This is a genomic window from Amycolatopsis heterodermiae, assembly GCF_034929455.1.
GTDB lineage: Bacteria > Actinomycetota > Actinomycetes > Mycobacteriales > Pseudonocardiaceae > Amycolatopsis > Amycolatopsis heterodermiae.
The window spans coordinates 191,168-216,419 of the sequence record NZ_JAYFSI010000004.1; the positions used below are offsets into that span (position 1 = coordinate 191,168).

At 70.3% G+C, this 25,252-nt stretch carries 31 protein-coding genes; 17 read left to right on the plus strand and 14 right to left on the minus strand.

Annotation, left to right across the window (positions count from 1 at the left end; translation table 11 throughout):
• Positions 1 to 21: 21 nt before the first annotated feature.
• The gene (locus tag VA596_RS19855) at positions 22 to 1,188 is read right to left on the minus strand and encodes a pyridoxal phosphate-dependent aminotransferase (protein ID WP_323329266.1); all 1,167 of its coding nucleotides are present in this window, start codon (positions 1,186 to 1,188) and stop codon (positions 22 to 24) included.
• A 29-nt stretch (positions 1,189 to 1,217) separates the two neighbouring features.
• On the opposite strand from VA596_RS19855, the gene VA596_RS19860 reads away from it, so the two are divergent.
• Positions 1,218 to 2,516: a DUF445 domain-containing protein gene (locus tag VA596_RS19860; protein ID WP_323329268.1), complete on the plus strand. Its 1,299-nt coding sequence runs from the start codon at positions 1,218 to 1,220 to the stop codon at positions 2,514 to 2,516.
• A gap of 211 nt (positions 2,517 to 2,727) precedes the next feature.
• Here the strand turns inward: VA596_RS19860 and VA596_RS19865 are convergent, their stop codons facing one another.
• Complete coding sequence (locus VA596_RS19865) at positions 2,728 to 3,189, minus strand: CGNR zinc finger domain-containing protein (protein WP_323329270.1); 462 nt, start codon at positions 3,187 to 3,189, stop codon at positions 2,728 to 2,730.
• 90 nt (positions 3,190 to 3,279) lie between these two features.
• Here VA596_RS19865 and VA596_RS19870 point away from each other — a divergent pair, with 90 nt between their 5' ends.
• The 3 genes from VA596_RS19870 to VA596_RS19880 are packed head-to-tail and all read left to right on the plus strand — an operon-like array spanning position 3,280 to position 4,637.
• Entirely contained in the window at positions 3,280 to 3,648 is a 369-nt protein-coding gene (locus tag VA596_RS19870; RefSeq protein ID WP_323329272.1) for a VOC family protein, read from the plus strand.
• Positions 3,649 to 3,673: 25 nt separating this feature from the next.
• The gene (locus VA596_RS19875; RefSeq protein ID WP_323329274.1) at positions 3,674 to 4,033 is read left to right on the plus strand and encodes a TFIIB-type zinc ribbon-containing protein; all 360 of its coding nucleotides are present in this window, start codon (positions 3,674 to 3,676) and stop codon (positions 4,031 to 4,033) included.
• Between the two features lies 1 nt (position 4,034).
• The gene (locus VA596_RS19880; protein WP_323329276.1) at positions 4,035 to 4,637 is read left to right on the plus strand and encodes an AAA family ATPase; all 603 of its coding nucleotides are present in this window, start codon (positions 4,035 to 4,037) and stop codon (positions 4,635 to 4,637) included.
• 15 nt (positions 4,638 to 4,652) lie between these two features.
• Here the strand turns inward: VA596_RS19880 and VA596_RS19885 are convergent, their stop codons facing one another.
• Positions 4,653 to 5,822, minus strand: coding sequence for a methyltransferase domain-containing protein (locus tag VA596_RS19885; RefSeq protein ID WP_323329278.1), 1,170 nt, complete (start codon positions 5,820 to 5,822; stop codon positions 4,653 to 4,655).
• Between the two features lie 149 nt (positions 5,823 to 5,971).
• Between VA596_RS19885 and VA596_RS19890 the strand changes: the two genes are divergently transcribed.
• The 6 genes from VA596_RS19890 to VA596_RS19915 all read left to right on the plus strand — a co-directional run bounded on the left by VA596_RS19890 (position 5,972) and on the right by VA596_RS19915 (position 10,489).
• Positions 5,972 to 6,406, plus strand: coding sequence for a helix-turn-helix domain-containing protein (locus VA596_RS19890; protein WP_323329729.1), 435 nt, complete (start codon positions 5,972 to 5,974; stop codon positions 6,404 to 6,406).
• Entirely contained in the window at positions 6,403 to 7,089 is a 687-nt protein-coding gene (locus VA596_RS19895) for a hypothetical protein (RefSeq protein ID WP_323329280.1), read from the plus strand. The genes VA596_RS19890 and VA596_RS19895 overlap by 4 nt, the downstream gene beginning before the upstream one ends.
• Before the next feature lie 84 nt (positions 7,090 to 7,173).
• Positions 7,174 to 7,473, plus strand: coding sequence for a DUF2516 family protein (locus VA596_RS19900; RefSeq protein ID WP_323329282.1), 300 nt, complete (start codon positions 7,174 to 7,176; stop codon positions 7,471 to 7,473).
• Positions 7,474 to 7,524: 51 nt separating this feature from the next.
• Positions 7,525 to 8,067, plus strand: coding sequence for a YbaK/EbsC family protein (locus tag VA596_RS19905; protein WP_323329284.1), 543 nt, complete (start codon positions 7,525 to 7,527; stop codon positions 8,065 to 8,067).
• Entirely contained in the window at positions 8,064 to 9,071 is a 1,008-nt protein-coding gene (locus tag VA596_RS19910; RefSeq protein ID WP_323329286.1) for an ornithine cyclodeaminase family protein, read from the plus strand. Before VA596_RS19905 ends, VA596_RS19910 begins: the two co-directional genes overlap by 4 nt.
• The gene (locus VA596_RS19915) at positions 9,068 to 10,489 is read left to right on the plus strand and encodes an aromatic amino acid lyase (protein ID WP_323329288.1); all 1,422 of its coding nucleotides are present in this window, start codon (positions 9,068 to 9,070) and stop codon (positions 10,487 to 10,489) included. The genes VA596_RS19910 and VA596_RS19915 overlap by 4 nt, the downstream gene beginning before the upstream one ends.
• Before the next feature lie 214 nt (positions 10,490 to 10,703).
• Here the strand turns inward: VA596_RS19915 and VA596_RS19920 are convergent, their stop codons facing one another.
• Positions 10,704 to 11,639 carry a GNAT family N-acetyltransferase gene (locus tag VA596_RS19920; RefSeq protein WP_323329290.1) on the minus strand — a complete coding sequence of 312 codons (936 nt, stop codon included), beginning with the start codon at positions 11,637 to 11,639 and terminating at the stop codon, positions 10,704 to 10,706.
• Positions 11,640 to 11,699: 60 nt separating this feature from the next.
• On the opposite strand from VA596_RS19920, the gene VA596_RS19925 reads away from it, so the two are divergent.
• The gene (locus tag VA596_RS19925; protein ID WP_323329292.1) at positions 11,700 to 12,263 is read left to right on the plus strand and encodes a cadmium resistance transporter; all 564 of its coding nucleotides are present in this window, start codon (positions 11,700 to 11,702) and stop codon (positions 12,261 to 12,263) included.
• Here VA596_RS19925 and VA596_RS19930 read toward each other — a convergent pair.
• Together VA596_RS19930 and VA596_RS19935 are read right to left on the minus strand one after the other, a co-directional pair.
• Positions 12,260 to 12,970, minus strand: coding sequence for an ABC transporter permease (locus VA596_RS19930; protein WP_323329294.1), 711 nt, complete (start codon positions 12,968 to 12,970; stop codon positions 12,260 to 12,262). The two genes, VA596_RS19925 and VA596_RS19930, sit on opposite strands and share 4 nt — an antisense overlap.
• The gene (locus tag VA596_RS19935; protein WP_323329296.1) at positions 12,967 to 13,665 is read right to left on the minus strand and encodes an ABC transporter permease; all 699 of its coding nucleotides are present in this window, start codon (positions 13,663 to 13,665) and stop codon (positions 12,967 to 12,969) included. The genes VA596_RS19930 and VA596_RS19935 overlap by 4 nt, the downstream gene beginning before the upstream one ends.
• 138 nt (positions 13,666 to 13,803) lie before the next feature.
• Here VA596_RS19935 and VA596_RS19940 point away from each other — a divergent pair, with 138 nt between their 5' ends.
• Positions 13,804 to 14,727 (plus strand): ABC transporter substrate-binding protein, encoded by a 924-nt coding sequence (locus VA596_RS19940; RefSeq protein ID WP_323329298.1) that lies wholly within the window; start codon positions 13,804 to 13,806, stop codon positions 14,725 to 14,727.
• A 54-nt stretch (positions 14,728 to 14,781) separates the two neighbouring features.
• Here the strand turns inward: VA596_RS19940 and VA596_RS19945 are convergent, their stop codons facing one another.
• Positions 14,782 to 15,570 (minus strand): class I SAM-dependent methyltransferase, encoded by a 789-nt coding sequence (locus VA596_RS19945; protein WP_323329300.1) that lies wholly within the window; start codon positions 15,568 to 15,570, stop codon positions 14,782 to 14,784.
• A gap of 29 nt (positions 15,571 to 15,599) precedes the next feature.
• Positions 15,600 to 16,097 (minus strand): MarR family transcriptional regulator, encoded by a 498-nt coding sequence (locus tag VA596_RS19950; protein WP_323329302.1) that lies wholly within the window; start codon positions 16,095 to 16,097, stop codon positions 15,600 to 15,602.
• 65 nt (positions 16,098 to 16,162) lie between these two features.
• Between VA596_RS19950 and VA596_RS19955 the strand changes: the two genes are divergently transcribed.
• The 4 genes from VA596_RS19955 to VA596_RS19970 all read left to right on the plus strand — a co-directional run bounded on the left by VA596_RS19955 (position 16,163) and on the right by VA596_RS19970 (position 20,062).
• Positions 16,163 to 17,020, plus strand: coding sequence for an NAD(P)H-binding protein (locus VA596_RS19955; protein WP_323329304.1), 858 nt, complete (start codon positions 16,163 to 16,165; stop codon positions 17,018 to 17,020).
• A gap of 754 nt (positions 17,021 to 17,774) precedes the next feature.
• Entirely contained in the window at positions 17,775 to 18,440 is a 666-nt protein-coding gene (locus tag VA596_RS19960) for an NAD(P)-dependent oxidoreductase (protein WP_323329305.1), read from the plus strand.
• Between the two features lie 72 nt (positions 18,441 to 18,512).
• Positions 18,513 to 18,947 (plus strand): SRPBCC family protein, encoded by a 435-nt coding sequence (locus VA596_RS19965; protein WP_323329308.1) that lies wholly within the window; start codon positions 18,513 to 18,515, stop codon positions 18,945 to 18,947.
• A 98-nt stretch (positions 18,948 to 19,045) separates the two neighbouring features.
• Positions 19,046 to 20,062: an NADP-dependent oxidoreductase gene (locus VA596_RS19970; protein WP_323329310.1), complete on the plus strand. Its 1,017-nt coding sequence runs from the start codon at positions 19,046 to 19,048 to the stop codon at positions 20,060 to 20,062.
• Positions 20,063 to 20,086: 24 nt separating this feature from the next.
• Here VA596_RS19970 and VA596_RS19975 read toward each other — a convergent pair whose 3' ends face one another.
• Genes VA596_RS19975 through VA596_RS19985 form a run of 3 tightly spaced genes read right to left on the minus strand, consistent with a single transcriptional unit; the run spans position 20,087 to position 21,962 of the window.
• Positions 20,087 to 20,728: a haloacid dehalogenase type II gene (locus VA596_RS19975; protein ID WP_323329312.1), complete on the minus strand. Its 642-nt coding sequence runs from the start codon at positions 20,726 to 20,728 to the stop codon at positions 20,087 to 20,089.
• 4 nt (positions 20,729 to 20,732) lie between these two features.
• Complete coding sequence (locus tag VA596_RS19980; RefSeq protein ID WP_323329314.1) at positions 20,733 to 21,350, minus strand: pyridoxamine 5'-phosphate oxidase family protein; 618 nt, start codon at positions 21,348 to 21,350, stop codon at positions 20,733 to 20,735.
• 9 nt (positions 21,351 to 21,359) lie between these two features.
• Entirely contained in the window at positions 21,360 to 21,962 is a 603-nt protein-coding gene (locus VA596_RS19985; RefSeq protein ID WP_323329730.1) for a TetR/AcrR family transcriptional regulator, read from the minus strand.
• A gap of 91 nt (positions 21,963 to 22,053) precedes the next feature.
• Here VA596_RS19985 and VA596_RS19990 point away from each other — a divergent pair, with 91 nt between their 5' ends.
• A complete protein-coding gene (locus VA596_RS19990; RefSeq protein WP_323329316.1) occupies positions 22,054 to 23,103 on the plus strand; it encodes an NAD(P)-dependent alcohol dehydrogenase in 1,050 nt (349 codons plus the stop codon).
• Between the two features lie 21 nt (positions 23,104 to 23,124).
• On the opposite strand, the gene purU is transcribed toward VA596_RS19990, so the two are convergent.
• Genes purU through VA596_RS20005 form a run of 3 tightly spaced genes read right to left on the minus strand, consistent with a single transcriptional unit; the run spans position 23,125 to position 25,232 of the window.
• Positions 23,125 to 23,991, minus strand: coding sequence for a formyltetrahydrofolate deformylase (purU, locus tag VA596_RS19995; protein WP_323329318.1), 867 nt, complete (start codon positions 23,989 to 23,991; stop codon positions 23,125 to 23,127).
• 25 nt (positions 23,992 to 24,016) lie between these two features.
• Positions 24,017 to 24,634, minus strand: coding sequence for a maleylpyruvate isomerase family mycothiol-dependent enzyme (locus tag VA596_RS20000; RefSeq protein WP_323329320.1), 618 nt, complete (start codon positions 24,632 to 24,634; stop codon positions 24,017 to 24,019).
• Complete coding sequence (locus VA596_RS20005) at positions 24,531 to 25,232, minus strand: DedA family protein (protein WP_323329322.1); 702 nt, start codon at positions 25,230 to 25,232, stop codon at positions 24,531 to 24,533. The genes VA596_RS20000 and VA596_RS20005 overlap by 104 nt, the downstream gene beginning before the upstream one ends.
• Positions 25,233 to 25,252: the final 20 nt, after the last annotated feature.

Here is a 25,252-nt window from a genome sequence, read left to right on the forward strand (position 1 = left end):
CCAAAGGCGCGACCGCGGACGTCAGACCAGTTTGCGCAACCGGGTGATGGCCTCGTCGATGACTTCATTGCGCTTGCAGAACGCGAAACGCAAAAGATGTTTCCACTCGTCCGGGTGATCGGTGAATACCTTGACGGGCACCGCGGCGACACCGACCCGGCCGGGCAGTTCCCACGCCAGATCGGCGGCGTCCGTGAAACCGAGCGGCCGGACGTCGACGCAGACGAAGTAGGTGCCCGCCGCCGGCCGCACGGTGAACCCGGCGTCGGCGAGCCCGGCCGAAAGCCGGTCGCGCTTCTCCTGCAGGCTCTCGCGCAGCCCGTCGACCCACGGCAGCTCGTGGTCGAGCGCGTGCGCGACGGCCGGCTGCAGCGGCCCGCCGGAGACGAACGTGATGAACTGCTTCGCCGCCTTGACCGCGGCGACCAGCTCGGGCGTCGAGCAGACCCAGCCGATCTTCCAGCCGGTGCAGTTGAACGTCTTGCCGGCGCTGGAGATGCTCACCGTCCGCTCCCGCATGCCCGGCAGCGTGGCCAGCGGAATGTGTTCGGCGTCATCGAACACCAGGTGCTCGTACACCTCGTCCGTGACGGCGATCAGGTCGTGCTCGACGCAGAGCGTGGCCAGCGCGTCCAGCTCGGCGCGGGTGAAGACGGTGCCGGTCGGGTTGTGTGGCGAGTTGACGAGGATCGCCCGGGTCCGCGGCGTGACGGCGGCCCGCAGCCCGTCGACGTCCAGGCCGAACCGGCCGTCCTCGCCCTCGACGAGCCCGACGACCCGGCGCTGCGCACCCGCCATCGCGACCGCGGCGGCGTAGGAGTCGTAGTACGGCTCGATGACGATGACCTCGTCGCCGGCCTCGGTCAGGGCGATCAGCGTCGCGGTGATGGCCTCGGTCGCCCCCGCGGTGACCAGGATCTCCGCGTCCGGGTCGTACTCGGTGCCGTAGCGCAGCCGGTGCCGCGCGATGGCCGCGCGCAGCTCGGGGCGGCCGGGCCCCGGCGGGTACTGGTTCGCGCCGCCGAACAGGGCGTTCTTCGCCGCGTCGAGCATGCCGGCGGGGCCGTCGGTGTCCGGGAAGCCCTGGCCGAGGTTGACCGCGTCGTGCTGGACGGCGAGGGCCGTCATCTCGGCGAAGATGGTCGAGGTGAACGGCCGCAGGCGGGGGACGAGAGCAGGTTCGCGCACGATCAGCGATCCTCGCGGACAATGGCGGTGTGGAGCAACTGACCCCCGCCAAGGTGACCCCGGCCGATCCGCCGGGCGGCGCAGCCGGTGAAGCGGAAAAGCGGCGCGCGCTGCGCAAGATGAAGCTGGTCGCGCTGTCCTTCCTGATCGGCGCCACCGTCGTGTTCCTGCTGACCAGCTGGGCCCAGTCCAGTGGCTGGCCGGCCTGGGTCGGCTACGTGCGAGCCGCGGCCGAAGCCGGCATGGTCGGTGCGCTGGCGGACTGGTTCGCCGTCACGGCGCTCTTCCGGCACCCGCTCGGCCTGAAGATCCCGCACACGGCGATCATCCCGAACAAGAAGGACGCGCTGGGCAACAGCCTCGGCGAGTTCGTCGGGTCCAACTTCCTCTCCGAGGAGGTCATCCGCGACAAGCTCAAGCGCGTCGAGATCGCCCGGCGCCTCGGCGCGTGGGTGGCGCAGGAGGACAACGCCGAGCGCGTGACGTCCGAGCTGGCCACGGTCGTCCGGGCGGCCGTGAAGGTCCTTCGCGACGAGGACGTCCAGGCGATCATGGAGCAGGCGGTCGCGCGGCGGATCATCGACAAGCCGTGGGGTCCGCCGCTGGGCAAGATCCTGCAGGGCGTCTTCGCCGACGGCGCGCACCACAAGCTCGTGGACCTGATGTGCGACCGCGCCTACGAGTGGGTCCGCGACAACCACACGACCATGCTGCGCGTGGTGTCCGACCGGGCGCCGAGCTGGTCGCCGAAGTTCGTCGACGAGATGCTCGCGGACAAGGTCTACGGCGAGGTGCTGTCGTTCGCGTGGGCGGTCAAGACCGACGTCAACCACCCGATGCGGCTGGCGCTGGACAAGTTCCTCGGCGAGTTCGCCCAGGACCTGCAGACCAATCCGGACGTCATGGCGCGCGCCGAGCAGGTCAAGGGCCAGATCGTGCACCACGAAGAGGTGCAGCGGCTGATCGGCTCGGCCTGGAGCACGGCCAAGGAGATGCTGCTCAACGCGGCCGAGGACCCGTCGAGCGAGCTGCGCCGGCGCGTCCGCGCGGGCCTGGTGTCGCTGGGGTCGCGGCTGGTCTCCGACGACCAGATGCGCGGCAAGGTCGACGGCTGGGTCGAGGGCGCCGCGGCGTACCTGGTGAAGAACTACTCGCAGGAGATCACCACGATCATTACCGACACGGTGGAGCGCTGGGACGCCGAGGAGACGTCCCGCAAGATCGAGCTCCAGGTGGGCCGTGACCTGCAGTTCATCCGCATCAACGGCACGGTCGTCGGCGCGCTGGCCGGCCTCGTCATCTACACCGTCGCGGAGCTGCTCTTCTGACGGCTGAGGCGTATACCACACGTGGGGGACCTTCAAACCAGTTGTCCACAGGAACCTGAGTTATCCCCCGGGTTATCCACAACTTTTCACGGTGATGGCCTAATCCCTGTCCACAACGTGTGGGGGTAAGCCCGTCCGGGGCGTGGATATGTGGTGCTGGTGTGACGAGTTGTCCACAGCTGACCGGGGGTCCGCCGCTCGGATGAGAGCCTCAGCCCGTGGCCGCGCGGGCCCGCCAGCCGCGCGCCTTCTCGCGGTTGCCGCAGACGCGCATCGAGCACCACGTCCGCGAGCGGTTGCGGGACTCGTCGTAGAACGCCCACAGGCAGGTGTCGGCGGGGCAGATCTTCAGCCGGATCCAGTCGCCGCGCACGACCAGCCGGGTGCAGGCGGCGAACACCGCGCCGACGACGTCGTCCGCCATCAGGGCCGGGCCGTCGTCGGTGAGGGAGATCCGGGTGCCGACGTCGACGCTGCCGCCGGGCAGCCTCGGATCGCCGATCGCGGCCCGCAGCGCGTCCCGCGCCGCCCGGGCCTCGGCGGCCGGGTTGGCCCGCAGCGCGTGCCCGGCCGCCCACTCGCGCCACGACCCGGGATGTTCGAGCAGGTCCGTGCCCTCTTCGACGTTGACCGTGTTCAGGAACTCCACCACGAGGGACGCGTCGGTGTGCACGGAACCAGTGTACGGCGGAAGGTGGTTGCACCCTCCAGAGCTAACCCACATAATCCGTTCACTGGTTATTCGCGATCGAAGGGAGCGACGATGGGTGCGGTACCGACGCTGGGAGTGGTGGCCCTCGACTGCCCCGACCCGGTGGCCCTGGCCGCGTTCTACCGGGCGGTGCTGGAGTGGGGCGAGCCCGATGTGGCCGACGACGGCCACTGGGTGACGCTGCCGAACCCGGCCGGCGGCACGGGCCTCGCGTTCCAGCGGGTGCCCGACTACCGGCCGCCGGCGTGGCCGTCCGCGGAGAACCCGCAGCAGATGCACCTCGACCTCGAGGTCACCGACCTGGAAGCGGCGCACGAGCGCGTGCTCGGCCTGGGCGCGAAGCTGCTGGACGACGCCCCGAAGACGTTCCGCGTCTACGCCGATCCGGTGGGCCACCCGTTCTGCCTCTGCGCCTGCTGAGCGGTTTATGCGTAGTCTCGGATGAGTGATTTGTCCGAAGTGTCAGAACCAGATGCGTACCGTGGACAAGAACGGCGTCCACATCGACCAGTGCGAGGGCTGCCGCGGGATCTTCCTGGACCGCGGTGAGCTCGAAGCCATCTCGGGTGCGGAGAGCTCCTTCTACGGCCAGGCTCCACCGCCGTACGGCGCACCGGTCCCGCAGTACGGCCGCGGCGACTCACCGCGCCCGTACCGAGGCGGCCACCCCGACTCGCCGAAGGGCTACCGCGGCGGGGGCTACTCGGACTCGCCGCGGCCGCACCGCGGCGGGTATTCGGATTCGCCGAGGCCGTACGGCCACGGCCACCGCAAGCGCGGCTTCCTCGAGAACCTCTTCGACTGAAGTGGGTCTCGACCTGCGGATCTGCCCGTCGTGCGGCGACCGGGCAGCCCGCCCGGTCGCGGCCGGCGCCGTCCTGACGTGCGTGCGGTGCGAACACCGGTGGCCGTTCACGCGGCTGCCGCTGTTCGCGCTGACCGGCCCGAGCGGAGCCGGCAAGTCGACGGTCGGGCCCTTGCTGACGTCGCGCTTCGCCGGCGAAGTGGTGGTGCTGGAGCAGGACGTCCTGTGGGCGGACGCCCTGCGCGACGACGTCCGGGCGTTCCGCTCGGTCTGGCTCCGCATGGCGGCGATGCTGCACCAGAACGGCCGCCCGGTGGTCCTCTGCGGCACGGTCGCACCCCCGGAGTTCGAGCAGCTGCCGGAGCGCGTGTTCTTCAGCGAGATCCACTACCTGGCCCTGGTCAGCTCGCCTGACTCCCTCCGACGCCGACTCCGTGCCCGTCCGGCCTGGCGCGAGTGGGACGAGCCACGGATCGAGGAGATGCTGGAGTTCAGCGACTGGCTGCGCAACTCGGGCGTGGACGTCTTCGACACCACGGACGTCGCGGCGGAGGACACGGCGGACCACGCCGAGAAGTGGATCCGCTCCCGCCTACCGGACTGAGTGCGTTGTGCCGCGTCAGGCCAGCGGCCAGGTGCGGCCGTCCGGGGCGTCGAGCCAGAACTCCTGGCGCTCACCGGCCACCGTCACGCCGAAGCGGTCGCGCTCCGGCTTGTCCAGCTCGCACCACTCCACGTAGGCCGCTTCCGCGACCTCCCACAGCGCCCGCGGGCCGCCCTGGGCGACCTCGTGCGCGCCGGCGCGTTTGCGGTGGCGGACCCACGAGCCGTCCGGGTGGACCAGCGCGACGCCGGCCTCGCCCGGACCACCCGCGCCCGGATCGACGCCGTCGTGTTCACGCACCGCCCGGACGCCCGGCAACGACAGCCCGGCGAAGAACTCGAACTGCCGGCGCGGCTGCAGCAACGTCGACATCGGCAGCCGCGTCTGCTCCCAGTCTTCGCGCGACGGCATCGGCAGCGGCTCGGTGTCAGGCAGCCGATGCGCGCGAAGGGGCATGAAGCGGCCGTCGCGGGCGAGGACCGGCCCCTGCGCGGCGCCGTCCTCGCCCACGACGAGCCGGACCAGCCCGGCGCCGATCGGCCGGTTCAGCGTCGTCACGATCAGGCCGCCCGGCACCGTCTGCTCCAGCCACGCCGGCGGGATCGACGTCACCGACGCCGTGCACAGCACCCGGTCGAAGACGGTCCCCGCCGGGAAGCCGAGTGCGCCGTCGCCGACCGCGCACGCCGGCCGGTAACCGGCCTCGGCCAGGCGTTCGCGCGCGCCGGCGACGAGCCCGGGGTCGATGTCCACTGTGGACACCTGGCCGGCGCCGCAGCGGTGGCTGAGCAGGGCGGCGTTGTACCCGGTCCCGGTGCCGATCTCGAGCACGCGGTGCCCGTCCCGCACCCGCAGCTCTTCGAGCATGATCGCCATGATCGCGGGCATGCTCGAGGAGCTCGTGGGCGTACCCGTCACCGGCCCGGACGTCCGGGCGAGCTCCCAGCGGCCGGGGTCGTCGTCGAGTTGCGTCACCAGGACGTCGCGCGAGTAGACGGCCTCGAGCCAGCCGGGATCACCGCGCTCGACCGCTGCCCACAGTCCGCCGGCCGCGGTGAAGAACCGCGGCAGGAAGACGTGGCGGGGGACCGCGCGGAACGCGGCGATCCATTCCGGGGCGTGCAGGACGTCCTCGTCGAGCAGCAGCTCGACGAGCCGTCGCCGCAGCCGGGCCGCGCTCGTCATGCGACCACGTTAGCGGTGAGCACCACCACACCCGATGTTGCAAGCAGAGTGCTTGCAATAGCTAGCACACGCGCGTAGCGTCGTTGGTGTCGCGAGGAGGTGACCGGATGACGGAAACCGGTGGGACGCAGCCAGGATCCGGCAGCCCCATGGAGAAGGTCGCGGACATCGCTTCCGACATCGGCGAGTACATCCGCCAACAGCGCAACACCGCGAAGATCTCGTTGCGCCAGCTGTCGAAGCTCGCCGGAGTGTCCAACCCGTACCTGAGTCAGATCGAGCGCGGGGTGCGCAAGCCCAGCGCCGAGATCCTGCAGCAGATCGCCAAGGGACTGCGCATTTCAGCCGAAGCGCTGTATGTGCAGGCCGGGATCCTCGATCTGCCGACGGGTGGTCCGGTGGGCGACGCGATTCGCGCCGACGCCGAGCTGACCGAACGGCAGAAGCAGGTCCTGCTCGACGTCTACGAGTCCTTCCGGCGGGAGAACGCCGCGGCACGGCCGGCCGCCGAATCCCCCACCGCAGACACCACGGACACCACTGACACCGCACCAGCCGCAGACACCAAGAAGGAGTCAGCATGACCACCCCCAAGACCGAAGACGTCAAGAAGGCCGTCAACACCGCCCTCGACCAGGTCCGCACCCCGCTGCTCGCCGCGCTCGGCGCCGGCAACCTGGCCGGCCAGGCCGTCACCGACGCCGTGGCCAAGGCCCGCGAGAACGTGACCAAGGGCAGCGAGACCGCCCGCAAGAACCTGCAGGAGCTGCCGACCGACGTCGAGAGCCTCCGCGAGAAGCTGGACCCGGCCGAGCTGCGCAAGGTCATCGACGAGTACACCGAGGCCGCGCTGAAGCTGTACAACAAGCTGGCCGAGTCGGGCGAGCAGGCGTGGGACAAGTTCTCCACCCAGCCGCAGGTCAAGAAGGCCATCGAGCAGCTCGAGGAGGCCCTGACCACCGCGCAGGGCCAGGTCGAGGGCGTCACCACCGAGGTGCGCGAGCGCGTCGACGGCGTGCTGGGCACCTTCACCAAGCGCACCCGCTCGGTCGGCGAGAAGACCGCCCGCAAGGTGACCGAGGTCGCCGGCGAAGCCGCCGAAGCCGTCGAGGAGCTGGGTGACGACGTCGCCCACGAGACCCGCTCGGTGTCCCGCAAGGTCGCGAACAAGACGGCCCCGAAGACGGCCGCCCCGGCCCGTCGCACCACCACCGGCACCACCAGCACCGCCGCGAAGAAGCCGGCCGCGCCGAAGGCCGACAAGTAAAAACGCCGTGAACCCCCGGCCCCGCCATCGTCCCCTCGGTGGCGGGGCCGGGGTCGTACGGGCGGTTTGCCGTAAGCTGTGGCTGTGCTAGTCGCCGTCTGGATCATCGAAGTCATCCATTGGGGCAGCGCGCTGGTCGGGCTCTTCGCCTTCGTGCACGCGCTGCTCCAGCGTGCCGACGCGTACTCCGCGGCCGACCGCAAGTCCAAGCCCATCTGGATGCTGATCACCGGCGGGGCCACCCTGGCGATGGTGCTGTTCTACCTGGATCCCTTCTCTCCGGGCATGATCTTCTGGGTGCCCGCGGCCGCGGCGTCGCTCGTCTACCTCGTGGACGTCCGCCCCAAACTCATCGAAGTCCAACGCGGCGGCTCCACCTGGTGAGCTCCTTCCCACCCCCGCCGCACTCGGCGGGGGCGCTGTTTTAATGGGGTCGTGACCTGGACCATCGCCGGGAGCCTGACCGTCGTTCCCGCACCCACGCGTACTGACCTCCTCGCCGAGCCCGTGGCCAAGGCGCTGGCCGCGCTCGCCGAACCGGATGCCCTCGGCGTCACGGAAATCGACCCGTCGCTGGCCGACACCGCCGCCTTCTGCGAGGCCTACGGCTCGCCGCTGACCGCGTCCGCGAACTGCGTCGTCGTCGCCGGCAAGCGCTCCGGCGAAGTCCGCTTCGCGGCCGCGCTCGTGCTCGCGACGACCCGCGCCGACGTCAACGGCGTGATCAAGCGCCGCCTCGACGTCCGCAAGGCGTCGTTCGCGCCGATGGACGAAGCCGTCTCACTCACCGGGATGGAGTACGGCGGCATCACGCCCGTCGGCCTGCCCGCCGAGTGGCCGATCCTGATCGACAAGGCCGTCGCCGACGCGCCCGAGCTGGTCATCGGCAGCGGGATCCGCGGCAGCAAGCTGCTGATCTCCGGCGCCGCGCTGGCCGCGCTGCCCGGGGCCGAGGTCATCGAGGGTCTCGCGCAGTGACGTCGGTCTGGCTCCGGTACCTGACCGGCGCCGACATCGACTCGCTCGGCGTCACGGACGCGGACATCGTCGGTGCGGTCGAAGACGTGCTCGCCGACCACGGCCGCGGTCAGGTCGTCTTCGAGCCGCGCACGCACCTCGTGCCGGACAACGGCGGCAAGGGCCACTTCAACATCCTTCGCGGCCACCTGTCGGCGAAGCAGGTCAGTGGCGTGAAGGTCGTCGGTGACTTCGTGGGGAACTTCGAACGGGGCCTCCCTTCGGAGATGGCGTTGATCCTGCTGCTGGACCCGGACACCGGCATGCCGCGGGCGATCGTGGACGGCACGATGATCACCGAAGCCCGCACCGGCGCGATGACCGCCGTCGGCGCGAAGTACCTCGCCCGCCCGGATTCGCGCGTGCTCGGGCACATCGGCGCCCGCGGTACGGCCTGGTGGAACGTCGTGCTGCTGGACTCGTTGTTCGACTTCGCCGAGATCCGCGTGACCAGCAAGCGCCCGGAGTCACGTGAGGACTTCGGCCGCCGGCTGTCCGAGCGGCTCGGCAAGGACGTCCGCGTCTGCGCCACGGCCGAGGAGACCCTGGACGGCGCGGACATCCAGGTCGAGGCCTCCCGGCTGGTCGAACCCGAGGCGCTGGTGCGCCGCGAGTACCTCCGGCCGGGCACCTTCCTGGTGCCCTACGGCACGATCAGCGCGCTGGAGCTCACGCTGCTCGAGGACGTCGACAAGGTCGTCGTCGACGATTGGCGTGAATCGCAGTCCGGCAACCCGCGATTCGGCGCCCTGCGCCCGCAGCTCAACGCCGGCCTCCTCACCGCGGACGGGGTCCACGCCGAGATCGGCGACATCGTGGCCGGCAAGAAGCCCGGCCGCGAGCACGACGCCGAGCGGATCCTGTTCTGGCACCGCGGACTGTCCACAACGGACGTCGCGGTGGCGAACATGATCCTGGCCCGTGCCGAGGCTTCCGGCGTCGGCACCATGCTGCCGTACCGATGATGATCACCGGAAGCGATTTCGCCGACGGTGAACGGTTGGTTCTGGGCAAACCACTGGTAGAAGCCCTGATACGGCGTCGGAACGAGGTCTTGACGGCCCTCCGAACGGGTGAAAACCCGGTCTACGGCGTCAACACGGGGATGGGTCGCCTCGCGGGTGTCGCGCTCGACGCGCGCCAGCAGGCCGAGCACCAGCGCAACCTGCTGATCGGCCGGGCCGTCGGCGGGCCGCCGTGGTTGCCGCCGGAGGACGTCCGCGCCCTGCTCGTCCTGCGGCTGCGGGACTTCCTGCGTCCGTGGTCGGGCGTGAGCGCGGACCTGGTGCGGTTCCTGGTCGACCGGCTGAACGACGGTTTCACCCCCGCGGTTCCGCGCACCGGCTTGGGCAGTTCGGGGGAGATCATCCCGCTGTCGCACGCTTTCCAGACGTTCCTGGGGATCGGCACGGTTCTCGAGGACGGCGTCGAGACACCCGCGGCCGAGGCGCTCGCCGCGCGTGGCGCCGCGCCTTACGTCCTCGGCCCGAAGGAAGGCGCGTCGCTGATCCAGGGGTCGCCGCTGGCCGTCATGCTCGCGCAGCGCGGCTGGGCGGAGGCGCGACGGCTGATCCGATTGCAGACGCTGACGGCGGCCGTCGCGATCGACGTTCTCGGCGCGCCCCGCGCGGTGTTCTCACCGGTCATGGCCGGCGGCGACGACCACTTGCGGAACCTGCTGGAGGAACTGAACGACCTGGTCAGCGGCGGTTTTGTACGCCCGGACGTCGTCCAGGCCCCGCTCTCGGTGCGCGTCGCGCCACGCGCACTGGCCCACGCGAGCCGCGTCGCCGCGGACCTGCGCGAGACTTGGCTGCGCTGGGAGTCGATGCCCGGGGATTCGCCGTCGTTCGTCGACGGCGCATTCGTGCCGGGCACCGGCTATCACGCGGTGGACCTCGGCTTGCGGATGGACGCGCTGACGGCGGCGCTGGTGCACCTCGGCGAGGTGTCGGTGCAGCGGACGCACCGCCTGCTCGACGAGCGCTTCAGCGGCCTCCCACCGCAGCTCACGGCTGATCCCGGACCGCGTGCCGGACTGGTGCCGCTGCACAAGCGCGCGGTGGGCGAGCTGCACGCGCTGCGCCGTCTCGCCACACCGGCGACGCTCGGTTCGATCGACACCTCGGCCGGCCAGGAGGACGTGCAAGCGTTTGCGTGGGCGGCGGGGGAGCAGCTGCGTTCGGCCGCGGCCCACCTGTTCGCGATCACGGCGTGCGAGCTGGTCACGGGCTCTCAAGCCCGGTATTTGGCCGGGGTCAAAGGCGCTGCGGGGCTTCGCGAGTCGTACGAATGGGTGCGGTCGGTGGTGCCGCCGCTGGACGAGGATCGCCCGCTCGGCCCCGAGATCGAGCGCCTGATCGCCGCCTGCCGCGCCGGCTGACCGCTTCCAAGACACCAAACTTCCTTACCGCGCCGGACTTTGCGTCCTCATAACTCCGCGCGCGTGGGGGCGCCCCCGTTCTCGAGTCTATCGGCCGGTGCCGACAATTCCGCGCCGCGCAAGGGAAATCCACCGAGTTGTCCACAGGCCGGTCCCGATGTGGACAACCGGCCGGGATCCGCCCTCGAATCGGACGGGCCGGACGCCGCGGCCGCTACGTTCGTCGGTGTGCGCCCTCCGGGGACGCGGACCCCGAGGAAGGAGGGATACGCCGGTGGGTCCGGGTGAAGGTGAGGGTGCGCGCATAGGGGCGGAAGCCGAGGTCGCGATACAACGGGAGGGCAGCTGGGGATTTCGGGTGACCGATCACGGGATACACCACGGCTTCACGGGCGCCGGCGTCACGTGCCGCGTGCAGCGCGGCGAGGCACACCGCGCGGGCCAGGCCCGAACGACGGAACTCCGGCAAGGTTCCGACGGGCTCCAGCTCGCCGACGGCGTTGTGTTCGTCGAGCCAGATCAGGCACTGGGCGGCGAACCGGCCGTCGGGTGCTTCCACGACCCAATCCAGCCGGCCGCGGTACGGCCAGGCCGTCATGACGTTGCGGTAGCTCGCTTCGGTCACCCGAGACGGGTGCCACACCGCACGATGAACGGCCACCCGACGCGCCAGATCGTCCGCGCCGACCGGGCGGACGGTGAACCCGCCGGGCACCACCGGTTCCGGCAGATCTTCGAGGAGGCGAGACATATACGGCTGGAAGACCGAACTCTCCTGAAGCGCGTAACCGCTTCGCTCCAACGCGGCGACGACATGCTTCTCGGCGTCGAGCACGGTGACCGTGAGCTCGGCGGCGGCAGCGGTGTCCTCGAACCAGCCGAGCACCTCGGACGCGAGTTCGGGGCGCGCGGGATCGACGAGCAGCGCCAGTTCACCGGGTAGCGAGACCCAGCCCCAGGCGACGACTTCGCTTCCCGCTTCCCACAGCGCGGTCGGCCACTCGGCTTCCCGGCCGACGTGCTGGAACCGCTGCCACGCGAGGTCCCCGACGTGCACCGAACTCGACGGCGACCAGATCCGCTGGGCCAGCGCCTGCATGGCTCGCAGATCCGCCGGACCGGTGTATTCGCGGCGCGTGACGGCGGGCATGGGCAGAATCGTCCTGTGCCGCGTCGGCTCCTGCCAAGCGGATTTCCGGGAGGGGCGGGTGTGGACGTCGGGCTGATCGGGCGTGCTGCCGCGATGTTCGCCGTGACGAACGTCGACGACCTCGTGCTGCTCGCGGTGTTCTTCGGCCAGGCGGCCGGGCGTCGCGGCGAGCTCAAGGTCGTGACCGGGCAGTTCATCGGCTTCGCGGCGATCTTGGCCGCGTCGGTCACCGGTGCGCTCGGGGCGGGGCTGCTGCCGGAAGGCGCCGTCCGCTGGCTGGGCGTGCTGCCGGTGCTGCTCGGGATCCGCGCGGCCTGGCAGGCGTGGCGCAGGGACGACGTCGAACCGGCTCCGGCGAGTGGCGTGCTCGCGGTCGCGGCGGTGTGCTTCGCCAACGGCGGCGACAACATCGGCGTGTACGTGCCCGCGTTCGCGGCGACCGGACCCGCGGGCCTGGCCGGCTACGGCGTGGTGTTCCTGGTGGGCGTCGCGGCGTGGTGCGTGCTCGGCCGGTACCTCGCGACCCGTCCGGGCGTGGCGCGGGTCCTCGCGCGCTGGGGGCACGTGGTGCTGCCGGTGACGCTGATCGCGCTCGGTGTGCTGATCCTGACCGGCGCGTTCTAGTCGCGGCGTGCGTTCTGGAGGGCGAGGCCGCGCGGCGTGGCGAGGCGGGTGATCAACGCGAACGCGCCGTCGCACGCCAGCGCCAGGACCACCGCGGCCAGGCCGCCGGCGAAGATCTCGCCGTAGCCCTGGGCGCCCAGCGCGAAGCCGTCGACGATGTAGCGGCCGAGGCCGCCGCCGTCGTTGACGATCGCGCCGATCGCGACCGTGGCGATCAGCTGGAGGAACGAGACCCGGGCGCCCGCCAGGATGATCGGCGACGCCAGCGGGAGCTCGAGCCGCAGCATGATCTGCCACTCGCGGTAGCCCGTGCCGCGGGCGGCGTCCACCGTCTCCTGCTCCAGGGAGACCACGCCGGCGTAGGTGTTGGTGAACAACGGCGGCATCGCCAGGGCGACCAATGCCAGCAGCAGGGGCCAGAACGTCGTGTCCAGCTCCCAGCGGCTGGCCAGGAACCAGAACAGGATGATCAGGCCGAAACTCGGGATCGCGCGGCCGATGTTGACCGCGCTGCTCGCGAGGAACGCGCCCCGGCGGTAGTGGGCCAGCCACAGGGCCGCCGGGATCGTCAGCACGGCCGCGACCACGAGGGCGAGGAGGGAGAACCTGAGGTGCTCGAGCGTCCGGTAGGGGATGCCGGCCTTGTCCGTCCAGCTCCAGCGGTTGGGGTCGGACAGCCACGCGTTCAGCTGGTCGAAGAAGCTCATCGCGCCCGCACCTTCCGGGTCCAAGGGGCCAGCAGGCGTTCGCTGAACCAGAGGATGAGATCGACGACCACGGCCAGGACCACCGACAGCACCACGCCGACGATGATCTCCGTCGGGTTGGGGGTGGCCGTCTGGATACCGGCGCGGATGAAGTAGCCCAGGCCGCCGAGGCCGAGCATCGAGGTGACCGTGACCAGTCCGATGGTCGTCACGGCGGCCACGCGCAGGCCGGCGATGACCACCGGCAGGGCCAGCGGCAGCTCGATCTGCCACAGCAGCCTGCCGCGGGTGTAGCCCATGCCGATCGCGGCCTCGCGGACCTCGTTGGGCACCTGGTCGACGCCGGTGACGATGTTGCGGACCAGGATGAGCAGCGTGTACGTCGCGAGCGGGATCATCGCGGTCACGAACGTCAGCCCGAAGAACGGCACCAGTACGGCGAACGCGCCGAGGCTCGGGATGACGTACAGCGCACCCGCGGTGCTCAGGATGACCCCGTACGACCAGCGGAAGCGCAGCGAGAACACCGCCAGCGCGATCGAGACGACCAGGCCGATGCCGAGCGCGGCACCGGTCAGCGAGATGTGCTCGACGAGGCGCTGGGCGATGTCGTCGGCGTTGCGGTCGACCCAGCGCCACTGGAAGATCGGCGGTCCGCTGTCGGCGGCCAACGGGGTCACCGCGGTCACATGCACCGGCCGACCCTACCCCGATCGGGCGGTGAAATTCCGCAGGCTGGGAATCCTGGGCCTCTTCTCCCAACATGTGGATAGTTGTCGGTGGGTCGGGCTAGGGTCCTTTCGTCTGTTCGAGTGACGAGGGAGTGGGGATTCGTGCGCTGGTTCCGGAACGCGTCCGTGATGGCGGTGGCCGTCGCGGCGACGCTCGGCTTGGCCGCCTGTGGTGGTGGCAGCGACAGCGGTGACAAGCCCGCCGCGCAGAGCAAGGGTGGGGCGCCGATCGTCGTCGCCTCCTTCAACTTCACCGACAGCCAGATCCTCGCCGAGATCTACGCGCAGGCGCTGGAGGCCAAGGGCTACCCGGTGACGCGCAAGCTCAACCTGGGCTCGCGCGAGCTGATCTACCCGTCGCTGAAGTCCGGTGAGCTGCAGTTCATCCCGGAGTACCAGGGCGCGGCGATCACCACCGGCTTCGGCAAGGACGCCGGGAAGACCGCGCAGGAGGAGCACGACCAGCTCGCGAAGCTGTTCGAGCCCAGCGGCGTCTCGCTGCTGAACTTCGCCGCGGCCGAGGACAAGAACACCTACATCGTCAAGTCCGACCTGGCCAAGGACAAGGGCATCGCCTCGATCAGCGACCTGAAGAAGCTGGACAAGGTCGTCATGGCGGGCCCGCCGGAGTGCGAGAAGCGACTCCCGTGCTTCCAGGGCTTCAAGGACGTCTACAAGCTGACGAACGCCACCTTCCAGACGATCCAGGAAGCCGGGCCGCGGGTCGAGCAGCTCAAGTCCGGTGCCGTCACGGTGATCCCGGTCGACTCGGTCAGCCCGCTGACCGGTGACTCGAACTACACCGTGCTCAAGGACGACCTGAACATCGTGCCGACCGAGAACGTCGTGCCGGCGGTGAACAAGAAGGTGCTCGACGAGCGCGGCGCCGACTTCGCGACCGCCGTCAACGCGGTGAGCGCGAAGCTGACGACCGACGTCATGCGGGACCTGAACAAGCGCGTCGACTCCGACGGTGAGAAGGCCGCCGACGTCGCGAAGGACTGGCTGTCCCAGGCCGGTCTCTGACCAACGGTTCTCTGACCAACCGCGCGAAGGCCGTCCCGGAAGGGGCGGCCTTCGTCATGCGGCCGCCGTGCCGCGCACGACCCATGCGCGGGCCGACAGCGGGATCGAGCCGTCCGGGCTGGTCGGCAGACGGCTGCGCAGCAGCTCGCGAAGCTGCGAGCGGCGTGCCTCGGGGAGCGTCATCAGGTACGCCGGCGCCGGACCCTGGCCGCCGAGGAACGGCGTCCAGTAGTCGTCGAAGCCGGTGAACACCGTCGGGACCTTGATCTCCTCGACGGACACCGCGCCGAAGCCCGCTTCGGTCCACAGGCGGCCGAGCGGTTCCGGGCGGCACAACGGGAAGAGGCGGCCTTCGTCGGGCACCCCCGGGTCGAGCTCGCCGGCGGCCTCCCAGAAGTGCCGGATCAGCTGCATGCCTTCGGCGAGGTCCCAGACGTACGCGGCGGCCAGGCCGCCCGGCGCGGTCACCCGGGCGATCTCCGCGGCGGCCTGCGCCGGGTCCGGGACGAAGTTGAGGACCAGGCCGGTCACGACGACGTCGAAGCGGTCGTCTTCGAACGGCAGCGAACGCGCGTCGGCGACCTGGAACGTCACCCGCGGGTCGGCGACGCCGGCGCGGGCGGTCTTCAGGAACTGCTCGGACGGGTCCACGCCGACGACTTCCGCGGGGTCGCCCGCGGCCACCACGGCCGACGTCAGCGCGCCGGTGCCGCAGCCGACGTCCAGCCACCGACGGCTCGCCGGGGCGTCGAGCTGCCGGACGAACGTCTCCGCGACGCGCCGGCTCCACCGCCCGATGTAGGCCTCGTACGCGTCCCCGGCCACCCAGATGTCTCCCGCCACAGTGCGAGTAGAACACACAAAAGCCCAGGTCAGCTGTTGGCCAGATCACCCGTCGCGGCGTTGCCCGCCGTCCTCGCGCGGCGGAGGAAGTCGGTGATCAGGTCCAGCTCGGCTTCGCTGTACTCGTCGCAGATCTCGTCCAGTGCGGCGTTCATGCCCGCATACAGCCGGAACAGCTCGGCGTTGCGGCCACGGACCGCACGCACGGCGATCGCGCGCCGGTCGGACGCCTCCGGGTCGCGCTCCCGGACGATCCAGCCGCCCTTCTGCAGCCGGTCGAGGATCCCGGTCATCGTCGCCGGGTGCAGACCCGCGCTGCGGGCGACCGCGCTCGGGCTCAGCGGGCCGTAGCGGGCGATCAGCTCGAGGCAGTCCAGGTCGACGTCCTTGAGCGTCAGGTGGGAGCTGACCTGGTGGTTCAGCAGCGAAAGCTGGTTCCGCAGTTCGCGCAGCGACTCCTTGACGGCCACGGTCGACCGCCGATGACGGCGCGCGGCATCCGCTCCCTCATCTGCTACGGAACTCATATGATATGCTCCTCGTATCATCTGAACTTCAGGCACCAGCGTATCCCAGGGGAAGGGGTTCTCTTATGATCGTGCTCACCGGGGCGACCGGCTCGGTCGGCCGTCTCCTCGTCGCCGAGCTCAAGGGTCACGAAGTCCGCGTCATCACGCGCTCGCCGAAGGACGCGGGCTTCCCGGCGGACGTCGAGGTCGTCGAAGGCGACCCGCAGCGGCCGGAAACCCTCGAGAACGCCCTGCGCGGCGCGGATGCGCTGTTCCTCCACTCGCGCGCCGTCGGCGACGCCGCGTACGACGTCGTCGCGCGGGCGCGGGACCTCGGTGTCCGGCGCGTGGTCGCGCTCGCCGCGGCCAACGTGGACGACCGGCTCGACGCGCAGCCGTCACGGTTCCGCGGCGACCGCAACAAGGAGGTCGACGACGCGGCCGCCACGAGCGGCCTGGAGTGGGTCAGCCTGCGCCCCAGCTCATTCGCGCTGAACGCCCTCACAGCATGGGGCGGCCAGATCCTCACCGGCGACGACGTCCGCTACGTGTACGCGGACTTCGAGGAATCGCCCCTCCATGAACGCGACCTGGTCGAGATCCTGGCCAAGGCCCTCCTCGATGACGACCTGCTGGGCCGACGCCTCGATCTGACCGGCCCGGAGTCGTTGTCGCACAAGGAAATGGTGCAGCAGATCGGCACCGCGATCGGAAGGCCCCTGCGGTTCCACGAAATCCCGGCACCGATCGCGGCGAAGGGCATGCTGGCCAACGGACTCCCGGAACCGTTCGTAACCGCGATGATGGCCCGCTACGCCGCGCACCTGGTGCGGCCCCAGTTCCCACCAACGGCCGAGGTGGAGAAGATCCTCGGCCGCCCAGCCCGCACCTTCACCGAGTGGGCCACCGACCACACAGCCGACTTCACAGCGCAGCGGTGACCGAATAGCAGCCCGAGCACGCCCCCGAGTCGGGTGCGCTTTCGCCGAGCGAACCACCGAGCACGCCGGCAGGCCGTGGTGCCCAAATGGATCCCCGAGCAGACGGCTCGATTCGGGATGTGGCGGTGAGGGAGCAGTTGCCGACCACACCACAGGCTTCGGTGGGTCGCGGTGACGGGTGGGCTGCTGATCAGTCACCTGGTTCGGAGTGCCGTGGTGAGGGAACGGGCGCTGATCGCGCTGCGGGCTTCAGTGGGTCGCGGTGAATAGGTGGGTCGCCGAGCAGATCGGCTGGTTCGGGATGTGGCGGTGAGGGATACAGGTGCCGAGCGCGCTGCGGGCTTCAGCGGGTCGTGGTGATGGGTGGGTTGCCGATCAGGTCGCCTGGTTAGGGGTGCGGTGGTGAGGGAGCCGGTGTCGAACGTGCTGCGGGGTTCGGTGGGTCGTGGTGAATGAGTGGGTTGCTGATCAGGCGGCTCGGTTTGGAGCGTGGTGGTGAGGGAGCTGCTGCCGTGCACGCTGCGGGCTTCGGTGGTCGCCGTGAACGAATGGGTCGCCGACCAAGCCGCTCCCGTTGGTGCACGGCAGGGGAACGGATGGCTGCCGATGACGCCGCCGACCTCGGTCGGGCGCGGTGAACGAATGGGGTGCCGAGTGCGCTGTGGACTTTGGGGTGTCGTGAGCGAACATTCGCTGGAGGTGTCGCGGTGAATGGGTGGGGCGCCGACCTGACCGCTCAACTCGGGGTGCGGCAATGAAGCTGACACTCTTCGCCGCGTCTGGGCGGACTGGGGCGCATGTGCTTCACCAGGCTCTTGCCGCTGGGCACGACGTTACCGCTGTGGTACGGAATCCAGACGCTGTCACGGCGCCGGTTCGCATCGTGCGGGCGGACCTGGCCGCGGCGGAGACGGCGGTGCTCAAGTCCGCAATGGACGGTTGTGACGCCGTGATCTCCGCGCTGGGGCCACGGCACCACGGTGAGTACGGCGTCGCGTCCCGCGGTACTCGGGCCATCGTCCACGCGATGACGGCGGCCGGTGTGCGGCGGCTGGTCGTGGTGAGTGTGGCCGGTATTTCGACCATTCCGACGCCGAGCCGTCCGAATCCGCCGAAGCGGGATCCGGGGGTGGGGTTCTTCACGCGGACCGTGCTGTCGCCGCTGGCGAAGCTGCGGTTGCAAAAGCACTACGAGGACGTGGCCTTGATGGAGCACGAACTCCGGGTGAGCGGCCTCGACTGGACGTCCGTGCAGCTGCCGCTGCTGACCGACAAGCCGGCGACCGGGCACTACCGGATCGCTTACGAGCAGAGTGTCCGCGGTGGATTCCGGATCGCGCGGGCGGATGCCGCTCATTTCGTGCTCCGTGCGGTCGGTATGCCCGAAACCGTGCGGCATTCCGTTGCCGTCGCGTACTGAAGGTGCGGCTGCTGCGGCCGGGCTCGCGGTCTAGGGTCGACGCTGATCGGGTACCTCGGGAGAAGGAGTGCAATGGGAAAGGTCACGGCCACCGCGGAGCGGACTATCGACGCCCCGGCCGACAAGGTGCGCGCGCTTGTTGCGGACTACGCCGAAACGCGGCCGAAGCTGCTCACCGAGCACTACCGCGACTACGAGGTGACCGCGGGCGGTGTCGGCGCCGGGACCCAGGCCGGCTGGAAGCTGCAGGCGACCTCGAAGCGCGTCCGCGACGTCAAGGCCACCGTCAGTGAGCCGAAGCCCGGCACCCTGGTCGAGACCGACGCGAACTCCAGCATGGTCACCACCTGGACCGTCGACGAGGCCGGCGAGAAGAGCCTGGTCCGGATCGAGACGTCCTGGGACGGCGCCGGTGGCATCGGCGGCTTCTTCGAGAAAACCTTCGCGCCCGGTGGGCTCAAGAAGATCTACGACGGCGTTCTGGGAAAACTTGCGGAGATCGTGTAGCCCGTCACAATCGGAATGCGCGCCCCGGTTACCCGGTTGTACCGGGAGAAATCCGGGGCGCCTGCCCCGCTTGACGTCTCGACCTTAGGAGTTCGACGGTGAACGCACCCGCCCAGGCGACCGAGATCCGGCTCGCTTCCCGTCCGCACGGTGTCCCCACGGACGAGAACTTCGCCATCGTGGACACCGAGATCCCCAGCCCGGGCGAGGGCCAGATCCTGGTGCGCAACCTGATCATGAGCGTCGACCCGGCGATGCGCGGGCGCATGCGCGACGTGAAGTCGTACGCGCCGCCCTTCGAGGTCGGCGAAGTGATGTACGGCGGCGCGGTCGGTGAGGTCGTCGAGTCGAACGTCGACGACGTGAAGCCCGGTGACCACGTGCTGCACCAGGCCGGCTGGCGGACCCACGCCGTGCTCGACGCCAAGCGCTTCGTGAAGGTGGACGCCTCCGCCGCGCCGCTGTCGACCTACCTCGGCGTGCTCGGGATGCCGGGGCTGACCGCGTACGCGGGGCTGCTGGAGTCCGCCGAGTTCAAGCCGGGCGACACGGTGTTCGTCTCCGGTGCGGCCGGTGCGGTCGGCTCGCTGGTCGGGCAGCTCGCGAAGCTCAAGGGCGCCAAGCGGGTCATCGGCTCGGCCGGGTCGGCGGAGAAGGTCCGGCACCTGGTCGAGGACCTCGGCTTCGACGCCGCGTTCAACTACAAGGACGGGCCAGTCGCGGAGCAGCTGCACAAGGCGGCGCCGGAGGGCATCGACGTCTACTTCGACAACGTCGGCGGCGAGCACCTCGAAGCCGCGATCGACGCGATCACCCTGCACGGCCGGATCGCGGTGTGCGGGATGATCTCGCAGTACAACGCCACCGAGCCGACGCCGGCGCCGCGGAACCTCTCGCAGATCATCGCCAAGCGGATCACCATCCGCGGCCTGCTGGTGATCGACCACTGGGGCCTGCAACAGCAGTTCGTCAGCGAGATCGCGCCGCTGGTCAGCTCCGGCGAGATCAAGTACTCGGAGACCTTCGTCGACGGCATCCGCAACGCGCCGGAGGCCTTCCTGGGCCTGCTGTCCGGGGCGAACACCGGCAAGATGCTGGTCCGGATCGCCGAGTAACCAGCGGAGTAACCAGCCGAGCAACTAACCCAGCAGGTCGGCCAGCTCCGGCAGGGTCGACGCGGTGTAGGTGGGCGCGGGCGAGCCGGGCAGCGGGCGGACGCCGGGGCGGGTCAGCAACGCCGTCCGCAGGCCCGCCGCCTGCGCGCCCGCGATGTCCCAGTCGTGGGCCGCGACCATCACCGCGTCGCCCGGCTGGAGCGCGTACGCGTCGAGGACCTGCCGGTACGGCTCGGGCGCGGGCTTGAGCCGGCCGGCCTGCTCGGCCGAGAAGATCCGGTCGAGCAGCGGGGCCAGCCCGGAGTTCTGCAGCTGCGCCTCGGCCGTGGCCAGCGGCGAGTTCGTCAGCGCGACGACGTCGTGGCCGGCTTCGCGCAGCTTTATGAGGCCCGCCACGACGTCCGGGTGGGCCGGGAGCGAGCGCAGGCCGTCGCCGATCGCGGTGAGCCGGTCCGGGGTCAGCTCCCGGCCGTGGCGCGCGGCGACCTCGACGGCGGCCTGGCCGGCGATGCCCGCGAAGTCGCGGTAGCCACCGGACGCCGTGACGGTCAGGACCGTGTGGATGGCCAGCCCGAACCACTCGCGCCGTAGCTCGGGGCTGCCGATGGTCTCGTCGAGCGCGGCGAGGTCGAGCAGGGTCTCGTTGACGTCGAAGACGCACAGCATGGGTTCAGTATTGCTTGGTCCGGGATCCCTCGTTGAGCCGCGCGTCCAGCTCTTCCACCGAAACCGCCAGGCACAGCTGGTCGCGCAGGATCGTGCCCAGCGACGGAAGCGCCGAGCGCTCCGGCCACGTCTCCGGCTCCCACAGCGAAGACCGCAGGAACGCCTTCGCGCAGTGCATGTACAGCTCTTCCACCTCGACGACCACCGCGAGCCGCGGGCGCTTGCCCTTGACCACCAGCCGGTCGAAGTACGGCGCGTCCGACACCAGCGTGGCCCGGCCGTTGACCCGCAGCGTCTCGTTCATGCCCGGGACCAGGAACAACAGCCCGGCGTGCGGGTTGTCGACGATGTTGCGGAAGCTGTCGACCAGCTTGTTGCCCGGCCGGTCCGCGAGCACCAGCGTCCGGTCGTCGAGCACCAGCACCGAGCCCGCCGGGTCGCCGCGGGGTGAGACGTCGCAGCTGCCGTCCGGTGCCGACGTCGCCAGCAGGACGAACGGCGAATGCGCGATCAGGTTCCGCGCGTGGTCGTCGATCCGGTCGAGGATCTTCTGCTGGGTGGTCGGCGACGACTCGCCGATCAGCTCCCGCAAGGCCTCTTGACTGTCGATGACGCTCCCCATGCCTCCAAGCTAACCCAGAGTCCGGCCCGCGATCGCGATCCGCGCGGCCTCGGTGGACTTCGCCACGACCTGGTCCACCGAATAGCCCTGCTTCACGAAGATGCCGTCGAGGTGGAACGTGCCGTAGCCGTGGGCCTGCGTGAACAGCTGCTCCAGCAGCTCCAGCCCGGTCGGCGGGTCGGGCGCGACCGTCAGCGACAGCATGAGGAACTGGTCGGTCAGGCCACGGGCCGCCTCGTGCAGCTCCGCGTAGTCCGGGCCCTGGAGTCCGTCCGCGTAGATGACGTTCAGCCCGGCACGTCGCTCGATCAGGTAGCGCGTGTACGCGCCGGCCGCGGCGGCCAGCGCGTCCGCCGGGTCGTCGTGCGCGGCGATCGCCGTCGCGACGCGGTCGGTGAGCTGGCAGACGATGTTGCGGGCGACCTCGGCGAGCAGCGCCTCCCGCGTCGCGAAGTGGCGGTACGGCGCGCCCGGGCTGACCTGCGCCCGCTTCGCCACCTGGGCCACGGAGAACCCGGAGAGCCCCTGCTCGGCGATCAGGTCGAGGGAGACGCGCACGAGCTCGGCGCGGAGATCACCGTGGTGGTACTTGCCGCCCATGACCTGGATCACATCTCTCACTCGAAATATGTAAGACCCCTCTTACGTAGACCATGTAAGAGACCTCTTACGAGGACAACGGTACTTGAACTTGGAGGGTTCCATGAGCACGACCACGCACGCCATCGCCGCACCGGCGCCGGGTGCGCCGCTCGCGCCGACCACGATCGAGCGCCGCGACCTGCGTCCTGACGACGTCCTGATCGACATCGCCTTCGCCGGCATCTGCCACAGCGACATCCACCAGGCGAAGGAGGACTGGGGCCAGGCCATCTTCCCGATGGTCCCCGGGCACGAGATCGCCGGCGTGGTCGCCGCGGTCGGCTCCGGCGTCACCAAGTACCAGGTCGGCGACCGGGTCGGCGTCGGCTGCATGGTCGACTCCTGCGGTGAGTGCGAGTACTGCCGGGCCGGCACCGAGCAGTTCTGCGTCAAGGGCAACATCCAGACGTACAACGGCGTCGGCTTCGACGGCGGGAACACCTACGGCGGCTACAGCAACCAGATCGTCGTGAAGGACGCCTTCGTCTGCGGCATCCCGGAGGGTATCGACCTCGACGTCGCCGCGCCGCTGCTCTGCGCGGGCATCACCACCTACTCGCCGCTGCACCACTGGGGTGCCGGCCCCGGCAAGAAGGTCGCCGTGATCGGCCTCGGCGGGCTCGGGCACATGGGTGTCAAGATCGCCGCCGCGATGGGCGCCGAGGTGACGGTGCTGAGCCAGAGCCTCAAGAAGCAGGAGGACGGCCTCAAGCTCGGTGCGACCGACTACTACGCGACCAGTGACGAGTCGACGTTCGACGTCCTCAAGGGCAAGTTCGACGTCATCCTCAACACCGTGTCGGCCAAGCTGCCGATCGACGCCTACCTCGGCCTGCTGAAGGTCGGCGGCGCGATGGTGAACGTCGGCGCGCCCGGCGAGCCGCTGAACTACAACGCCTTCTCGCTGCTGGGCGGCAACAAGGTGCTGGCCGGGTCGATGATCGGCGGCATCGCCGAGACCCAGGAGATGCTCGAGTTCTGCGCCGAGCACCACATCGGTGCCGAGATCGAGGTCATCTCGGCCGACAAGGTCAACGAGGCCTACGAGCGCGTCGAGAACTCCGACGTGCGCTACCGGTTCGTCATCGACGCCTCGACCATCGGGGCGTGACGACCGGGCGCGGCAACCGGATCAGAACACCACGGTCCGGTTGCCGTGCACCAGCACCCGGTTCTCCAGGTGCCAGCGCAGGCCGCGGGCGAGGGTGACCTTCTCGATGTCCCGGCCCTTGCGGACCATGTCCTCGACCGAGTCGCCGTGGTCCACGCGGATCACGTCCTGGTCGATGATCGGGCCCGCGTCGAGGTCCGCGGTGACGTAGTGGCAGGTCGCGCCGACCAGCTTCACGCCGCGGGTGTGCGCCTGGTGGTACGGCTTCGCGCCGATGAACGACGGCAGGAAGCTGTGGTGGATGTTGATCGCCCGGCCGGCCCAGTCGCGGCAGAGCTCGGCGGGCAGGATCTGCATGAACCGGGCCAGCACGACCGCGTGCGGGTCGTGCTCGTCGACCAGCTTGCGGACCTGCTCGAACGCCGTGGCCTTGTCGCCGGCGGGGAACGGCACGTGGTGGAACGGGATGCCGTGCGCGCGGGTGATGTCGGCGAGCGACTCGTGGTTGCCGATCACGGCCGCGACGTCGACGTCGAGTTCGCCGGAGGCGACCCGGCCGAGCAGGTCGTACAGGCAGTGCCCGGCCTTCGAGACCAGAATCACCGCCCGCCGCCGCTCGCCGGTGTCGCTGACCTGCCAGCTCGAGTCCGCGGACAGGTCCGCGGCCACCTCGGCGAACCGGGCGCGCAGCCCGGCGGCGTCGAACGGCAGCGAGTCCGCGCGGACGACCTGGCGGGTGAAGAACCAGCCGGTGTCCGGGTCGGTGTGGTAGGCCGCTTCGACGATCCAGCCGCCGTGCTCGGCGAGGAACCCGGAGATCCGGGCGATGATGCCGGTGCGGTCGGGGCAGCCGAAGGTGATGACGAAGCGGCGTTCGGGAGCGGTCACGCCGGATATTGTCTCCCGCCGTTCTTCAGGGTGCCGCCAGTGGTTCGAGGTCGCCGGTGACCGACGCCCGGTGCGGACGGCCCCACAGCGCGCGGTAGACGTCGTCGGCGGCGCCGGAGACCTCGGCGTTCGGCTCGCCGAACGCCCACGTGCGCTCCGGCGTCGTGACGCGCACGTCGGCCGTGATGCCCCGGCGCGGCGTGAGGAACGTCAGGTACTCGTCGACGCCGTCGTTCGCGAAGTCCGGGGAGAACCGCGTCGGCGGGACGTCGTCGAGCGCGGACTCGGCGTCGAGGCGGTGGATCGCCGTCTCGTGGGCCATCCGCCGGATCCAGTCGCCGACCGTCACCTCGAAGCCCGGGTACGGCGAGAACGCCGGGGTTTCCGGGGCCTGGCCGAAGGCTTCGCGCATTGCGAGGCGCTGGCCGTCCCACCACCCCAGGAGGTCTTCCCACTCCGCCGGAGGGGACGGTCTGACCGGCCGATTCACGGCCAGGCTGACGGCGAAGCCGTGCACGAACGCGATGTGCGCGACCAGGTCACTTACTGTCCACTTCGGACAGTTCCGGACCGGTGCCGTCGGACCGGCTTGCAGCGCCGCCCGCTTCAGCGCGTCCGCGTGGATGTCGATCGCTTCCCGCATGGGCCGACCGTAGCCGTCGCCCGGCCTCGATCGCGACGACCAGTCCGAGCCCGAGGGTGAACGACAGCAGCAGGCCCTTCACCGGGTCGTCGGCGAACGCGACGCCGCCGGCGAGGCCGATCAGGACGCTGTAGACCGCCCAGATCGACGCGCCCGCGGCGTCCATCAGCACGAACCGCAGGGGCGGGTACCCGAGGCTGCCGTTCGCGAGCGCGCTGGCGACGCGCCCGCCGGGCAGGTAGCGGGCGGCGATGATCAGCAGGCCACCGTTGCGCCGCACCTGCTCGCGCGCCCACTCGTACCGGCGCCGCCCGTTCTCCCCGCGCTGCAGCCGCTCGATGGCCCGCGGCCCGGCCGTGCGCCCGACGGCGTACCCGAGGCAGTCGCCGGCCCACGCCCCGCCGGCCGCGACGGCGGCGAGCAGCCCCAGCTGCGCCGGGTCCGGCCCGAGCAGCACGGCGACGGTGACGACGGTCGTCTCGCTCGGCATGAACGGCAGCAGCGCGTCCAACCCGGACACGGCGAAGACGAGCACCCACAGCCACGGCGAGCCCAGCGCGTCGCGCAGCAGCTCGGTGACGTGCCCCAGGAGTTCCACGGCTCAATGGTGATCACCGC